This window comes from Roseateles sp. P1_C6 (assembly GCF_056406315.1).
The window spans coordinates 42,345-58,490 of the sequence record NZ_JBFUAK010000009.1 but is presented as its reverse complement, the minus strand read 5'-3'; the positions used below and the strand labels follow the sequence as shown (position 1 = coordinate 58,490).

Sequence of the window (16,146 nt, the reverse complement as noted above, 5' to 3'; positions counted from 1 at the left end):
CTTGCGGCGTTAGCCCGACGCTGAGAGGATGCTGCGGTGCAACCTAGCCGCCGCAACACCCTCACCCTCCTGCCTGCGCTGACCTGGCCCTGGACCTCGCCGTCAGCCCAGCCCCCGACCGCGCTGACACTGGTCACCAGCGACCTGCCACCGATGACGATGCCGGGCGAGCCCGGCCAGCGCGGTGTGCTGCTGGACCTGGTGGAGGCCATGCTCAGGCAGGCCGACCTGGCTGCGCAGCCTGAGTTCTATCCCTGGGCCCGCGCGATGCTGCTGGCGGGCGACAAGCCGCGCACGCTCATCGTGCCGCTCAACCGCACGCCCGAGCGCGAGGCGCGATTCCAGTGGCTGGTGAAGCTCTACGCACAGCGCTTCACCTTCATCACGCTGGCCGGCAAGCCGCGCGTGGAAACTGCAGAACAGGCACGCCGCCTGCGCATCGCCTGCCTGCGCGGCTCGTCCAACCTCGACCAGTTGCAAAAGCAAGGCGTGCAGCCGGGGCGGGTCTACCAGTCGACCAGCGTGGCCGACATGCAGCGCGCGCTGGAGCGCGGCCTCGTCGACGCGCTCTACGGCAGCGAACTGATACACACCGACGCCTGGCGACGCAGCGGCCGCAACCTGGCGCTGCTGCAGACAGGGCTGACGCTGGAGTCCGCCGACATCTGGCTGGCCGCGCAAGGCGGCATCACCGAGGCCGAACAGGCGCGGCTGCAGCACGCACACGAGGCCCTGCTGGCGGACGGCAGCGTGGAGCGCTTGTTCAAGCGCTACGGCCTGAAGTTCAGGCCGGAAGACTTGCGCTAGTTCAAGACGAAAACCGCCGCGCTGCGCGCCGGCACCTCGAACCGCCCGGCCTGGAAGCGCGCCTCGCGCTTCACGCGCGCATCGGCACCCTGGCGCTGCACCGGGTGCAACACCCAGCCCGCCTTGGCCTCGTCGGGCAGCGCCAGCGCCTGGGCCGTCGGCGCCACGTTGATCAGCGTCATCACGGCCTTGAAGCCGGCATGGGGCAGGCCGCGGCCGTCGATGCGCGTCGCGACCAGCACGGGGTTCTGGCCCGCGCCGCTGCCGGGGAAGCTGACCCGTTTCTGGATCTCTGCCGCGCTGGCCAGCCGCAGCAGCGGCGTGCTGGCGCGGATCTTCAGCAGGTCGCGGAAGACGTCGCGCGCCCAGGCGATCTCGGCCGGGCCGGGCGCGATGGACGAGTCGGCCAGGCGCTCGCGGGCCAGCGCCCAGTCGCGGCCGTCCTTGCCAAAGTTGTCCTGCTTCGGCGGCAGGCCGGTGCCGAAATGGTTGGTCTGGTAGGTCCAGTCCAGCCGGTTGAACCAGTCACCGGAGTCGTAGCTGTTGCGGTCCATGCTCTTGCTGCGCAGGATGTCCTGGCCGGCGTGGAAGTAGGCCACGCCCTGGCTGAACGCCACCAGCGCCGCGCCCAGCATCTGCACGCGGGCGCGGTCCGCGCGCGGGGTGTCGCGCGGCAGCTTCAGTGCGTTGACGTCGAACAGCGTCTGGTTGTCGTGGTTCTCCACGTAGTTCACAACCTCGCCGGGCTCGCTGGCAAAACCGGCCGGCTGGTCGCCGTAGGCGATCTGCTCCAGGCGCCGGGTCTCGCCGCGCCAGGTCCTCAGCTCATAGCCGCGCAGCGAGCCGGCGAGGCCGATGCGGACCATGTCGGCCGCCGCCAGCAACTCCTCGGGCTTCGCCGGCGTCAATGCCGCCAGCGCATTGGGCGCGTAGACCAGCCCGTTGAGCCAGCCCTGGCGGCGCACGCTGTCGTCACCGCCCTCGCCCGCGCTGCCGCCGCGCGCCGCGTCACGCCCACGGTCGCTGAACGAGCCGATGCCGCTGCCGTTCAGGCTCAGCTGCGAGGCCTGCACGAAGCGCGCGCCGTTGGCCACCTCGCCAAAGTTCCAGCCCTCGCCCAGCAGCTGCACGGGCCGGCCAGCCTCGGCGTTGACGCGCTGTTGCAGCCGCTCCATCGCCGCGCGCGGCTGGTGCCCCATCAGGTCGAAGCGCATCGAGTCGATCTTGTATTCGCGCACCCACAGCGCCGCCGAGTCGATCATCAGCTTGGCCATCATGCGGTGCTCGGTGGCCGTGTTGTCGCAGCAGGTCGAGCGCTCGATCTCGCCCTTGGCGTTGAGGCGGTGGTAGTAGCCCGGCACCAGGCGGTCCAGCACCGACTTCTGCGCCTGCCCGGCTGCGGACATGTGGTTGTAGACCATGTCCATGCCCACGCGCAGCCCGGCCTGGTGCAACGCCATCACCATCTGGCGCAACTCGACGACGCGCTTCAGCGGGTCGGTCGCGAAGCTGCCCTCGGGCGCGTTGAAATGCCAGGGGTCGTAGCCCCAGTTGAAGCAGTCGTCCGCGGCCACGGCCATCACGGCCGCCTGCTGCGCGTCGCTGTCGGCGGGCGCCGCCGGCACCGTGGGCGTCTTGCAGCCCAGCTCGGGCACGCTGGCGAGGTCGAACACGGGCAGCAGGTGCACGTCCGTCATGCCCGCCTTGGCCAGCGCCTTCAGGTGCCTCATGCCGCTCGACGCACCCTCCGTGAAGGCCAGGTATTTGCCACGCCAGGCCGGGCGCACGCTCGTGTCGCTGATGGAGAAGTCGCGCACGTGCAGCTCGTAGATGACCTGGTCGGTCGCGGCTTTCACGCGGGTCGGGCGCGGCGCGGCATCCCAGCCGCGCGGCTTCAGCATCGGTGACGCCAGGTCGGCGACGACGCTGAGCCGCGAGTCCGCCGTCAGCGCGACCGAGTAGGGGTCGGTGACGAGGTTGCGCACGCGGCCATGGGTGGGCGTAACGACATCGACGAGGTAGCGGTAGGCCTGGCCGCTCAGGTCGCCCGGCAGCTCGGCGCGCCACGTGCCGGTGGCGGCGTCCAAGCGCATCGCCTCGGCGGCGACCGCCGGGGATGCGGTGTCGATGTGCCGGCACAGCACGACGCGCTGGGCCGTGGGCGCCCAGACGGCAAAGCGCGTTCTGGCCTTGCCAGGCTGCGCGCCCAGGTCGGGCAGTTGTTCCGCCGCCACGTACAAGTCATCCAAGGCGCCGGCGATCTGCAGGCCGGTGGCCGCGATGACGCGTCCGTCCGCCGCTTCGTGCACCAGCAGCAGTTGCTCGCGCAGCAGCGCGGCAACGTCCACGCCCGCCGCGACCGCAAAGCGCGGCCCGTCGCCGATGAAGCGCAGGCGCGCCGGCAGCGCGGCCGTGCTGGGTGCCAACTCGAGGGCGCCGTCAGCCCCGGCCACCGCTTCGCCCACCGCGGCCTGCAGACCCGCGGCCTTTGCGTGATGCAGGCGCAGGCGCTCGCCGGCCCGCAGCCTCAACCCCGGCCATTGCACGGTCCGCGCGTCCAGCCAGTAGGCCTCGGACAAGGCCTTGGCCCCCGCAGGCGGCACCGGCACTTCGGCATTGCAATCGTCGAGATCACCCGCCCGCGCCGTGGTGGCGATCAAGGTCATGCCCAGCAGCACGCACAGCATCGGACGGGATGGCATCAAGGTCTCCTTTCGTTGTTTCGAAATAGTAGCAAAACTACATTCATCGAAATCCCCATGGCGCTTTCCAATTGGAACTCGCTATGCTCGCGCCGATTCGTTGAGTAGTTTGATTACATGAATCGCTTCATCAACCAAGTTTGGCAAGCCGCCGCCACGCTGACCCTGTGGGCGCTGGCGGCCTGCGGCGGTGGCGGGTCGGGCAGTGCCGCGCCACTGCCGGCGCCTGCTCCGGCCCCCTTGGCATTGCCCGCGCCCGACATCGGCGCCGTCACCGCGGCCGACCCCGGCAGCACGCTGCCCGAAGGCTGGCAGCGCGGCGCCTTCATGCAGGTCTTCGTGCGCAGCTACCAGGACAGCGACGGCGACGGCATCGGCGACCTGCGCGGCCTCATCAGCCGCCTGGACTACCTGAAGGACCTCGGCGTCAGCGGCCTGTGGCTGATGCCCATCACCAAGAGCCAGGACGGCGACCATGGCTATGCGGTGACCGACTACCGCGACACCGAGCCCGCCTACGGCCGCCTGGCCGACCTGGACGAACTGCTGAAGCAGGCGCATGCGCGCGGCATGGGCGTCATCCTCGACCACGTCATCAACCACAGCGCCGCCCAGCACCCGCTGTTCGTCAACGCCAAGGATGCCGCCACCAACCCCTGGCGTGACTGGTACGTGTGGCAGAACCCGGCGCCCAGCGGCTGGAGCATCTACGGCGGCAACCCCTGGCGCAGCACGGCCAACGGCGCCTACTACGCGCCGTTCTCGGACCAGATGCCCGACTTCAACCTGCTGAAGACCGAGGTCGTCGACTTCCACAAGAACGCGCTGCGCTTCTGGCTGAACCGCGGCGTGGACGGCTTCCGCTTCGACGCGGTCGGCAACCTGGTCGAGCACGGCCCTGGCGCCTGGGAGAACCAGCCGCGCAACTACACGCTGATGAACGAGGTGCGCCAGTTGCTCAACGGCTATGCGCGCCGCACCATGGTCTGCGAAGGGCCGGCCGACCCGCAGGGCTTCGGCGCGGCGTCGGCCTGCGGCGGCGCGTTCGCCTTCGACCTGCAGGCGGCGCTGATCGGTGCCGCGCGCGGCCAGGCGACGTCGGTGGCGGCGCTGGCCAACTACTTCAGGACGGCGCCGGCCGGCATGTCGCCCTTCCTGTCCAACCACGACGGCTTTGCCGGCCAGCGCCCGGCCGACCAGCTCGGCGGCGACGTGGCCCAGCTCAAGCTCGCGGCCAGCGCCTACCTGCTGCTGCCGGGCACGCCCTTCATCTACTACGGCGAAGAGATCGGCCTGCGCGGTGCCGCCACGCTGAGTGGCGACGCGGCACTGCGCACGCCGATGGCCTGGAGCACCGGCGCGACCGCCGGCTTCACGACCGGCACGCCCTATCGGGCGCTGGCGGCCAATGCGTCGACAAACCATGTCGCCGCCCAGCTGGCCGACGCGGATTCGCTGCTGAACCACTACCGCACGCTGCTGGCTCTGCGCAACGGCCTGCCGGCGCTGCACGACGGCGACTACGTCAACCCCAGCGCCAGCGGCACGCTGCTGAGCTACCAGCGCCACGCCGCTTCCCAGGGCGCCGTCGTGCTGATCAACTTCGGCAACGCGCCGGCCGAGGCCGCCTTGAACGGCCTGCCGGCCAACACGACGCTGCAGGCCGCCTACCCGACAACAAGCGCCAAGGCCGGCAGCGACGCCACCGGCCAGGCGCGCATCACCGTCCCCGCGCAGTCCCTGCGCGTCTACACCCACACCCGCTGACCGTCATGCCCAAGCGACTCCTGCTCACCCTCGCGCTGGCCACGGCCGGCCTGGCCCAGGCCCAGATCGACACCCGCCCCGTGCCGCCTCAACCCCGCGCCAGCGCCCTGCCCGCGAACTGGCAGAAGGGCGTGCTCATGGAAGTCTTCGTGCGCGGCTACCGGGACAGCGATGGCGATGGCATCGGCGACCTGAAGGGCCTGACGAGCCGGCTGGACTACCTGAAGAAGCTGGGCGTCAGCGGCCTGTGGCTGATGCCCATCACCGCCAGCTCCGACCACGACCATGGTTACGCGACGACCGATTTCCGCAGCATCGAGCCGCAGTACGGCACGCTGGCCGACTTCGACGAACTGATCCGCGAGGCGCACAAGCGCGGCATCGGCATCGTCATGGACTACGTCATCAACCACGCGTCCTGGCAGTTCCCGCCCTTCCAGCAAGCCCTGGCCGACCGCAACAGCCCCTGGCGCAGCTGGTTCGTCTGGAACCCCGAGCCCGGCCCGGGCTGGGACATCTGGGGCAAATACCCCTGGTACGACGGCGCCGCCAAGCCCTGGGACTGGACCGGCGAATGGAAGGACCTGCCGCCCATCAAGCCCGGCTCGCCCGACATCTTCTTCGGCACCTTCGGGCCGCACATGCCCGACTTCAACCTGCGCAACCCGGCCGTCGTGCAGTACCACGAGGACTCGCTGCGCTTCTGGCTCAACCGCGGCCTGGACGGCTACCGGCTGGACGCCGTGCCGCACCTGATCGAGAACAACGCCAAGGACTGGAACGACCAGCCCGAAAGCCGTGTGCTGACCAAGCAGTTCCAGGACTTGATCAAGAGCTATCCCAGCCGCTACGTCGTCTGCGAGGCCACGGCCGAGCCCATCGCCTACGGTGACCCGGGCCTGTGCGGCGGCGCCTTCGCGTTCAACCAGAACTACGAGCTGATGAAGGCGGCCAAGGGCGACGCCGCGGCGGTGCAGAAGGTGGCCGACTACTACCGCGCGATGTCGCCCACGATGGCGACCTTCCTGCACAACCACGACATCTTCACCGGCCAGCGCGTGTGGGACCAGTTGCACGGCGACGAGGCGCGCTACCGGCTGGCGGCCGCCAGCTACCTGCTGCTGCCCGGCACGCCCTTCGTCTACTACGGCGAGGAGATCGGCCTGGCCGGCATCGACGGCAAGAACGCCCAGGACGATGCGCCGCTGCGCGCGCCGATGAGCTGGACGCCCGCCGGCGGATTCAGCGCCAGCGACAAGCCCTTCCGCCCGCTGTCGCTGAACCGCAGCCGCAACAACGCTGACACGCAGCAGCGCGACGCGGGTTCGCTGTTCAACTTCTACCGCGAGCTGATCGCGCTGCGCCACGCGTCGCCTGCGCTGACGCTGGGCCGCTACGAAGCCGACAAGGTCGAGGGCCAGGTCTGGCACTTCCAGCGCGTGCAGGGCAGCGAGCGCGTGCTGGTCGCCATCAACTACGGCGACACGCCGGCCGCCGTCGACCTGCCGGCCGGCGCCCGCCCGCTGTACCCGAAGCACGCCGCCGCATCGCGCGCCCGCGCGACGCTGCCGCCGCTGTCCTTGCGCGTCTACCGCCTGGAGCCGCGATGAAAGCCCTGATCACTTTTGCCACTGCCCTGCTGATGAGCCTGCCCACGATGGCCGCCGAGCCAACGCGCCGCGTCGAACCGCCCCACTGGTGGGTCGGCATGCGCGACACCTCCCTGCAGCTGATGCTGCACGGCGCCGGCATCGCCGATGCCAAGCCCACGCTGGCCGCCTACCCAGGCGTTGCGCTCAAAGCCAGCCACCGCGCCACCAGCGCCAACTACCTCTTCATCGACCTCGACATCGCGCCCGATGCCAAGCCCGGTGAGCTCGTGCTGAACATTGCCGGCAAGACGCTGCGCTACCCGCTGCTGGCCCGCGCGCGCGGCTCGGCCGAGCGCCAGGGCTTCGGCCCCAAGGATGCGATCTACCTCGTCGTGCCGGACCGCTTCGCCAAGGGTTCGAATGGCAGCGGCAAGCAGGCCGACATGAAGGAAGGCGTCAACCGCGCCGATGACAGCGGCCGCCATGGCGGCGACCTGGCCGGCATGCGCCAGCACCTGGACTACATCGCTGGCCTGGGCTTCACGCAGGTCTGGCCGACGCCGCTGGTGGAGAACAACAGCGCCAAGTACAGCTATCACGGCTACGCAGCGACCGACTTCTATCGTGTCGACCCGCGCTTCGGCACGAATGACGACTTCGGCGCCTACGTGGCCGAAGCCAAAGCCAAGGGCGTCGGCGTCATCCAGGACATCGTGCTCAACCACATCGGCGGCGGCCACTGGTGGATGGCCGACCTGCCCGCGCCGGACTGGGTCAACCAATGGCCTGCGGGCTACACGGAAACGCACCACGCGCGCATGACGCTGCAAGACCCCTACGCCGCGCCCAGCGACCGCCAGCGCTTCACCGACGGCTGGTTCGTGCCCGGCATGCCGGACCTGAACCAGCGACGGCCCGAACTGGCGACGTATCTCACGCAGATGACGCTGTGGTGGATAGAGAACTACGGTCTGTCGGGCATCCGCACCGACACCTACTCCTACTCCGACCGCGACTTCCTGACCCGCTGGTCGGCCCGTGTCATGCAGGAGTACCCGCAGCTGAACATCGTCGGCGAGGAGTGGAGCCCGCACCCGGCCGTCGTGTCCTACTGGCAGCGCGGCAAGCGCAACCACGACGGCTATGTGTCCCACGCGCCCAGCCTGATGGACTTCCCGATGCAGACCAACCTGCTCGCCGGGCTGCTGGAGACCGACGGCCCCCACACCGGCCTGACCAAGCTCTACGAGGGCCTGGCGCATGACTTCGTCTACCCCGACCCGGCCAACCTGGTGCTGTTCGACGGCAACCACGACACGCCACGGCTGTTCTCGGTGCTCAAGCGCGACGTGGGTCTGGCCAAGATCGCGCTGGCCTACCTGGCCACGACGCGGCGCATCCCGCAGGTCTTCTACGGCAGCGAGCTGCTGATGCAGAGCCCCACCGAGCGCGACGACGGCCGCGTGCGCGCCGACATGCCGGGCGGCTGGCCAGGCGATGCAGTCAACGCCTTCACGGGCGCAGGCCTGACGGCCGAGCAACGCGACATGCAGGACTGGGTGCGGCGGCTCTTCACCTGGCGCAAGGGCGCGGGCGTCATCCACGACGGCGCGCTGATGCAGTACGCGCCGTTGGATGGCGTGTACGTGTTCTTCCGCTACGACGCGGGGCGGGCGGTCATGGTGGTGCTGAACAAGAACGCCAAGCCGGTCGAGCTGGCGACCGCGCGCTTTGCGGAGCGCGTGCGGCCCGGCGACCGTGCGCGCGACGTGCTGGGCGGCCAGTCCTTCAGCATCGGCACGGCCATCCACGTGCCGGCGCGCGCGCCGCTCATCCTCGAACTCACGCGCTGAGGGCTAGGGCCGGCGCGGCTGGCCGCGATCGCAGAGCTGGCCCGCATCGCCACGCGTGAATTCGGCCGTCCAGTTGGTCTCCCAGGTGCTGTCGTCGTAGGAGAAGGCCTGCTGCCAGCGCGCGTGGTCGGCGTCCAGCTTGTCCCAGATGTAGCGCACCTTGACCGGCCGGCCCTCGTCCTCGTCCTCGGCGTAGAACTCGCCGTGGCTGCCCTGGAAGCCACCCACCGTGGGGATCGGGTCCAGCTTGCCGGTCGCGCTGCTGACCCAGTAGATGGACCACTGACGCTTGTGCACGTCAAAGGTCCGCAGCGACAGGCCGGAGCGGCCCAGCGTCGGCATGTGCAACTCGTCCACCGTGACGAGGTGGCCGAGGTAGGGCGTCATGCACAGCACGGTCGGGAATTCATACCACTCCGTGCTGCCAACGCCGCGCGCCTTCAGCCGCCGCTGCTGGGCGCGCCAGCCGCCGGCGAAGTAGTCGAAGTCGCGCACGTCGCCGGTCCGCGCCATCGTGTAGCCCGGCGGCAGCGCGGCACTGGCGGCAGGTGCGAAGCCCGCGGCCAACGCGCAGGCGAGCGTGGCCAGCCAGGCCCGCGGTGAAGCGATGATGAGGGGGTCGTTCATGCCTGCGTCTCCTTGCGTTGCGACGCACTCTAGGCAGCGGGCATGGCGGCGCAAAACGATGATTGCTGCAGGTCACCTGAACCTGCGCTTCAGATGCCGCCCCAAGCAAGCCATGGCACAGCCGCCCCTGCCACTTGAATCCCTGCGCGTCTTCGCCGCCTGCGTGCGCCACGGCAACTTCACGCGCGCGGCGGACGAGCTCGCCATCACGCCCACGGCCGTCAGCCAACGCATGCGGGCACTGCAGGCACAGATCGGTGTGCAGCTCTTCAGCCGCCATGGCCCGCGTCTCGTCGTGACCGAACGGGCACTGGCACTGGCACGGGACATCGATGCGGCGCTCGCGCAGATGCAATCGGCGCTGGACGACTGCCGGCGCGCAAAGCCGCCGCTGCGTGTCACCTGCGCGCCGACCTTTGCCGCCTGCTGGCTCGTGCCGCGGCTGGCGGCCTACCAGGCGCTGCCCGGCGCCGACGCGATCGAGCTGGACGCCAGCGCCGCCCTCACGGGCCCCGGTCGCTTTGACGTCGCCATCCGCAGCGGCACCGGCCCCTGGCCCGGCTATGAAGCCGCGCCGCTGCTGGCCGAGGAAGGCACGCCCATGCTCAGCCCCGGGCTCGCCGGCCGGCGGCGCCGCTGGAGCGTCGATGCGCTGTTGGCGCTGCCGCTGATCCCCGACCCGCGCTGGCCGGCCTGGTTCGCCCTCGCCGGCCGAGCCGATGCGAAACCCCGCTTCGTCGCGACACGTTTCCCCAGCTACGAGCTCGAAGCCCGCGCCGCCGTCCAGGGCCTGGGTGTGGCGCTGCTGTCGCCCGCGCTGTTCACCGACTTGCTGGCCCGCCGTGACCTGCTGGCGCCCTTCACGGCGCGGGTCAGCGGCCCCGAGCGCTACTGGCTGCTGTGGCCGCGCGGCGCCGAACCGCCGCATTTCGTGCAGTGGCTGCGCGCGCAGCTTCCTGGCGACGGCTGAGTTCCCCAAAACCGATCCGCGGGGCATGCAGCCACCGTCTCGGCGATCAGCCCGGCAGCTTCAGCAGCTCGAACGGCCCACGGCCCGAGGCGGCCGTGATGAGCCCCAGCACGCGCGCCGGCTCGCTGCCCAGCATGCCCCAGTGGAAGCGCCAGCCCCAGTTGCCGCCCAGCACGCCGGGCACGTTCATGCGGTGGGCGCTGCCCAGGCCCAGCACGTCCTGCAGCGGGTAGACGGCCATGTTGGCGACCGAGTTGGCGCAGGCGCGGATCATGGCCCAGTGCACGTCCCGCTCGCTGCAGGCGAGGTAGGAGCCGGCGAAGGCGCGCTCCCGCGGCTTGGCCTGGTCCCACCAGCCGCGCACGGTGTCGTTGTCGTGGGTGCCGGTGTAAGCCACCGAGCTGGTGGGCCACATGTGCGGCAGGAACTCGTGGTCGCCCTCGGCACCGAAGGCGAACTGCAGGATCTTCATGCCGGGGAAACCGCAACCGTCGCGCAACGCGTGCACGTCGTCGGTGATGAAGCCCAGGTCCTCGGCGACGATGGGCAGCGGGCCGAGCGCCTTCTTGATCGCGTCGAACAGCGCCATGCCGGGACCGGTGAGCCAGCGGCCCTGCTTGGCATCGGGGCTGCTGGCGGGGATCTCGTAATAGCCGGCGAAACCGCGGAAATGGTCGATGCGGAACACATCGGCCTGGCTCAGCGCGCGCTGGATGCGCGCCGTCCACCAGGCGTAGTTCTCCTGGGCCATCTTGTCCCAGTTGTAGAGCGGGTTGCCCCAGCGCTGGCCCAGCGGGCCCAGGTCGTCGGGCGGCACGCCGGCCACGACGGTGGTCTGGAAGTTCTCGTCGAGCTCGTACAGGTCGGGGCGCGACCAGCAGTCGGCGCTGTCATGGGCGACGAAGATGGGCAGGTCGCCCATCAGGTGCACGCCGCGCTCATTGGCGTAGGCCTTCAGCGCACCGGCCTGCACGTCGAACTGCCATTGCACGAACTGCCAGAAGGCGATCTCGTCGGCGTAGTCCTTGCGGGCCTTGGCAATCGCCTTGGGCTCGCGCTTCTTCAAGCCGTCGCTCCATTCCCACCAGGGCTGGCCGTTCAGCGGCGAGCGGATGGCCATGAACAGCACGTAGTCATCCAGCCAGCTCTGCGCCTCCAGGCACCACTTGGCGAAGGCGATGCGGTCGGCGTCCGCGGCGTTGGCGAAGAAGCCCTTGGCGGCGGCGCGCAGCTGCTGCTCGCGCCAGGGCGTGACCGCACCGTAGTTGATCAGCTCGCCGCTGAAGGCCGGCACGTCGGGCTGGGCCAGCCAGCCCTTGGTGACGAGCGGCTCCAGCGCCACCATCCACTGGCTGCCCGCAAAGGCCGACACGCCCTGGTAGGGGCTGTCGCCGGGGCCGATGGGCGTGGTGGGCAGCAGCTGCCAGACGGACTGGCCGGCGGACTGCAGCCAGTCGACGAAGCGGTAGGCATCGGGGCCGAAGTCGCCCATACCGTGCGGGCCGGGCAGCGAGGTGATGTGCAGCAGCACACCGGAGGAGCGTTGGTTCAGATTCATGGCTGTGCGTGCCTCAGCACGAGTAGGGAGCGGGCCGGCACGTTCAGTGGCTGGCCGGCCAGGATGGTGTCGCGGGCGGACTCGCCGCTGCTGTCCAGCACCAGCTGCCAGGGGCCGTTGCAGAGCAGGAAGGGCAGCGGCGCCGGGTCGGGGTTGAAGACGATCATCAGCCGCGGCGCGCTGGCACCCGCCTCGCGCAGCTGGGCGCCGAAGGCACGCTGGCCGGCGTCATGCCAGTCGTGCGGCGCCATCTCGTGGCCGCTGGGCGCGTACCAGGCGATGCTGGCTTCGCCAGGACCGCTGGCGAACCAGCGCGGGTGGCGCAGCAGCGGTTCGGCGGCGCGCAGGGCCAGCAGTTGCGCGACCAATTCGGTCATGCGGCCGTCGGCCTGATCCCAGTTCAGCCAGGTCGTCGCGTTGTCCTGGCAATAAGCGTTGTTGTTGCCGCCCTGGCTGTTGGCGATCTCGTCGCCGGCGCACAGCATGGGCGTGCCCTGGGCCAGCAGCAGCGTGGACAGCAGCGCGCGGCGCACGCGTTCGCGCATGGCGTTGATGTCCGCGTCCGCCGTCGGCCCCTCGGCGCCGAAGTTGGCCGCCAGCTCGCCGTCGCGTCCGTCGCGGTTGTCCTCGCCGTTGGCCTGGTTGTGCTTCGTCGAATAGCTGGTCAGGTCGGCCAGCGTGAAGCCGTCGTGCACGGCAACGAAGTTGACCGAGGCCGTCGGCAGGCGCTGGCCATGGTGGAAGACATCGCTGGACGCCATGAAGCGCCGCGCAAACTCGCCGCGGCCGACGCCAGCCCCCGCGCCCAGCCAGTAGCCGCGCACCGCGTCGCGGAACTTGTCATTCCATTCCAGGAATCGGCCGGGGAAGCGGCCGACCTGGTAACCGTCGTAGGCCGCGTCCCAGGGTTCGGCGATCAGGTGCACGCCGGCCAGCACCGGGTCTTGCCGCAGCGCCGTGAAGAAGGCGGCGTTGGCATCAAAGCCGTGGGCGGTGCGGCCCAGCACCGGCGCCAGGTCGAAGCGGAAGCCGTCGACACCCATCTCGGCGACCCAGTAGCGCAGCGAATCCAGCACGAACTGCGTCACGCGCGGGTGGGCACAGTTGACGGTGTTGCCGCAGCCAGTCAGGTTCTCGTTGCGGCTCTTGTCGTCGGCCACCAGCCGGTACCAGGTCTTGTTGTCCAGACCACGGAAGGACAGCGTCGGGCCGAACTCGTTGCCTTCGGGCGTGTGGTTGTAGACCACGTCGAGCGTGACCTCCAGGCCGGCGGCGTGCAGCGCGTCGACCATCTGCCGGAACTCGGCCGTCACGGCGCTCGGGTCATGGCGATGCTGGGCCTGGGCCCAACGCGGGTCGGGGCAGAAGAAGCCCAGCGTGTTGTAGCCCCAGTAGTTGTGCAGGCGGCGCTCGGCCAGATGCGGTTCGTCGACGCAGTACTGCACGGGCAGCAAAGACAGCGTCGTCACGCCCAGGCGCTTGAAATGCGCGATGGCCGCCGGATGGGCCAGGCCGGCATAGGTGCCACGCAGCTGCTCCGGCACGCCGGGCAGCAGCCTGGAGAAGCCCTTGACGTGGACCTCGTACAGCACGACGTCGGCCGGCGCGCGGCGTGGGTGGTGAACACGCACGTGAGCCACGGGCGGCGGTGCGACGCGCGCCTTCAGCGCCTGCGTGGCGTTGTCGCGCACGTCGAGCGAGCGCGGGCCGTCCGGGTGGCCCAGCTCGTAGCCATGGTGCTCGGCCCGCCAGCCAAAGTGGCCGACGATCTCGCGGGCCCACGGGTCCAGCAGCAGCTTGTGCGGGTTGAAGCGGTGACCCTGCTCCGGCACATAGGGGCCGTGCGCGCGCAGGCCGTAGACCAGGCCGGGGCCGACGCCGGGCAGGAAGCCGTGGAAGACGCCGTCGTGCGGGCCGTCCAGCGTGTAGCGGCGCAACTCGCGTTGGCCTTCGCCGTCGAACACGCACAGCTCGATGCGCGTCGCGTTTTCGCTCATGACGGCGAAGTTCACGCCACCGTCGCGGGCGAGGGAACCCAGCGGCTCGTGCCAGCCGGGTTGGAGGTCAGGGAGGTGAGCCATCGACTGCAGACTCAGATCGGGACGAAGAACAACGTGGCCAGCGGGGGCAGGTTGATCGTGATGGACAGGCGCTTGCCATGCGCCGGCTGGGCCTGCACGGGCAGACCGGCGGCCGCGACGCCATTGCCCATGTTGCTGCCGCCGTAATACGCGGAATCGGTGTTCAGCGCCTCGCGCCAGGCAGTCACGCCGTCCGGCACGCCCAGCGAGTAGCCCTCGCGCGGCACCGGCGTCATGTTGCAGACGACGATGACCATGCGCCCCGTGCCGTCGCGGCGCACCCAGGCGTAGATGGAGTGCTCCGCGTCGTGCGAGCTGATCCACTCGAAGCCGCCGCTCTCGCAGTCCAGCCGGTGCAGGGCCGTGTGGTCGCGGTAGAGCTTGTTGAGGTCGCGCACCAGGCGCTGCACGCCGGCGTGGCGATCGTCTTCCAGCAGGCCCCAGGGCAGGCTTTCGGCGTGGTTCCACTCCTGGCGCTGCGCAAACTCCTGACCCATGAAGAGCAGCTTCTTGCCCGGGTGGCCCCACATGAAGCCGTAGTAGGCGCGCAGGTTGGCGAACTTCTGCCAGTCGTCGCCCGGCATCTTGGCGAGCATGGAGCCCTTGCCGTGCACGACCTCGTCGTGCGAGATGGGCAGCATGAAGTTCTCGCTGAACGCGTAGATCAGGCCGAAGGTCATCTTGTCGTGATGCCAGCGGCGGTTGATCGGGTCCTCGGCCATGTAGCGCAAGGTGTCGTTCATCCAGCCCATGTTCCACTTGTAGTGAAAGCCCAGGCCGCCCGCGTAGGTGGGCGCCGAGACGCCGGGGAAGCTGGTGCTCTCCTCGGCCACGCTGATGGCACCCTCGACCTCGCCGACGTGCTCGTTCATCTCGCGCAGCAGCGAGATGGCTTCCAGGTTCTCGCGGCCGCCGCGGATATTTGGAATCCATTCGCCGGCGGGGCGCGAGTAGTCGCGGTAGAGCATGCTGGCCACCGCGTCCACGCGCAGGCCGTCCACGCCCCAGCGCTCGATCCAGTACAGCGCGCTGCCGATCAGGAACTGGCGCACCTCCGTGCGGCCGAAGTTGTAGATCAGCGTGTTCCAGTCGCGATGGAAGCCTTCCTTGGGATCGGCGTATTCGTAGATGCGCGTGCCGTCGAACTCCGCCATGCCGTGCGGGTCGGTCGGGAAATGCGCCGGCACCCAGTCCAGCAGCAGGCCCAGGCCCTGGTCGTGGCAGGCCTTGACGAAGCGGGCAAAGCCCTCGGGCGGGCCGAAGCGGGCGCTGGGCGCGTACAAGCCCAGCGTCTGGTAACCCCAGGAGCCGTCGAAGGGGTACTCCGTGATGGGCATCAGCTGCAGGTGCGTGAAGCCCATGTCGGCGGCGTAGGCCGGCAGGTGCTCGGCCAGCTCGTCCCAGGTCGGGAATTCACCCGACACGCCGCGGCGCCAGGACGCGGCATGCACCTCATAGACGCTGATGGCCGCCTGGCGCTGGTTGGCGCGCTCGCGCTGGCGCGGCAGCGGCGTCACCGCCGGCAAGGCCGCGACGATGCTGGCCGTGTCCGGGCGCAGCTGGGCGCGGCGCGCGTAGGGGTCGGCCTTCAGCGGCAGCAGCGTGCCGCCGCCGGAGACGATCTCGAACTTGTAGAGGTCGCCCTCGATGGCGTGGGGGACGAAGATTTCCCACACGCCCGCCGTGTGCCGCAACCGCATCGGGTGGCGGCGGCCATCCCAGTTGTTGAAGTTGCCGACCACGCTGACGCGCTTGGCGTTGGGTGCCCAGGTTGCGAAGCGCACGCCGCTGACGTCGCCGTACTGCACGACATGCGCGCCCAGGCTCAGGTAGGGCCGCACATTGCGGCCTTCGGCCAGCGCCTTCAGCTCGTCGTCGCCGAGTTGGGGGTAGAAGTTGTAGGGATCGGCATAGACGCCCTCCCCGCCCCCCGTCCAGCGCACGGCCAGCCGGTAGTCGAAGCGGTGCTTGCGCCGCGGCACCAGCGCTTCCCACAGGCTGTCGCGGCGGCGCTCCAGCGTGACGATGCGCTTGTTGCTGCCGGCATCCAGCAGCGCGACCTCGTCGGCGCCGGGCAGCAGCACCCTCACCCAGAGCCGACCGTTGTCATCCGCGTGCAGGCCGAGCCGGCCGAAGGGATCGGCATGGCGGCCCGCCAGCAGGGAGTCAACGTCGGCGTCGTTCAGCAT

General features: G+C 69.9%; 10 protein-coding genes. 5 read left to right on the top strand and 5 right to left on the bottom strand.

The window, feature by feature from the left end:
• The first annotated feature begins 36 nt into the window (after positions 1-36).
• Positions 37-807 carry a substrate-binding periplasmic protein gene (locus AC1D29_RS19900; protein WP_477900616.1) on the top strand — a complete coding sequence of 257 codons (771 nt, stop codon included), beginning with the start codon at positions 37-39 and terminating at the stop codon, positions 805-807.
• On the opposite strand, the gene AC1D29_RS19895 is transcribed toward AC1D29_RS19900, so the two are convergent.
• A complete protein-coding gene (locus AC1D29_RS19895; RefSeq protein WP_477900614.1) occupies positions 804-3,509 on the bottom strand; it encodes an alpha-1,6-glucosidase domain-containing protein in 2,706 nt (901 codons plus the stop codon). The genes AC1D29_RS19900 and AC1D29_RS19895 overlap by 4 nt on opposite strands.
• 117 nt (positions 3,510-3,626) lie before the next feature.
• Here AC1D29_RS19895 and AC1D29_RS19890 point away from each other — a divergent pair, with 117 nt between their 5' ends.
• Genes AC1D29_RS19890 through AC1D29_RS19880 form a run of 3 tightly spaced genes read left to right on the top strand, consistent with a single transcriptional unit; the run spans position 3,627 to position 8,721 of the window.
• Positions 3,627-5,276, top strand: coding sequence for an alpha-amylase family glycosyl hydrolase (locus AC1D29_RS19890; RefSeq protein ID WP_477900612.1), 1,650 nt, complete (start codon positions 3,627-3,629; stop codon positions 5,274-5,276).
• Positions 5,277-5,281: 5 nt separating this feature from the next.
• Complete coding sequence (locus tag AC1D29_RS19885; RefSeq protein WP_477900610.1) at positions 5,282-6,886, top strand: alpha-amylase family glycosyl hydrolase; 1,605 nt, start codon at positions 5,282-5,284, stop codon at positions 6,884-6,886.
• On the top strand, positions 6,883-8,721 hold the full coding sequence (locus tag AC1D29_RS19880) for a glycoside hydrolase family 13 protein (RefSeq protein WP_477900608.1): 1,839 nt from the start codon (positions 6,883-6,885) through the stop codon (positions 8,719-8,721). Before AC1D29_RS19885 ends, AC1D29_RS19880 begins: the two co-directional genes overlap by 4 nt.
• 3 nt (positions 8,722-8,724) lie before the next feature.
• On the opposite strand, the gene AC1D29_RS19875 is transcribed toward AC1D29_RS19880, so the two are convergent.
• Entirely contained in the window at positions 8,725-9,348 is a 624-nt protein-coding gene (locus AC1D29_RS19875) for a hypothetical protein (protein WP_477900606.1), read from the bottom strand.
• Positions 9,349-9,460: 112 nt separating this feature from the next.
• Between AC1D29_RS19875 and AC1D29_RS19870 the strand changes: the two genes are divergently transcribed.
• Complete coding sequence (locus AC1D29_RS19870; protein WP_477900604.1) at positions 9,461-10,318, top strand: LysR substrate-binding domain-containing protein; 858 nt, start codon at positions 9,461-9,463, stop codon at positions 10,316-10,318.
• A gap of 46 nt (positions 10,319-10,364) precedes the next feature.
• On the opposite strand, the gene malQ is transcribed toward AC1D29_RS19870, so the two are convergent.
• From malQ to glgB, 3 genes are read right to left on the bottom strand one after another with little or no spacing between them, the layout of a single operon-like run.
• Entirely contained in the window at positions 10,365-11,876 is a 1,512-nt protein-coding gene (gene malQ, locus AC1D29_RS19865) for a 4-alpha-glucanotransferase (RefSeq protein WP_477900602.1), read from the bottom strand.
• A complete protein-coding gene (gene glgX, locus AC1D29_RS19860; protein WP_477900600.1) occupies positions 11,873-13,957 on the bottom strand; it encodes a glycogen debranching protein GlgX in 2,085 nt (694 codons plus the stop codon). The genes malQ and glgX overlap by 4 nt, the downstream gene beginning before the upstream one ends.
• 11 nt (positions 13,958-13,968) lie before the next feature.
• Entirely contained in the window at positions 13,969-16,146 is a 2,178-nt protein-coding gene (gene glgB, locus AC1D29_RS19855; protein ID WP_477900598.1) for a 1,4-alpha-glucan branching protein GlgB, read from the bottom strand.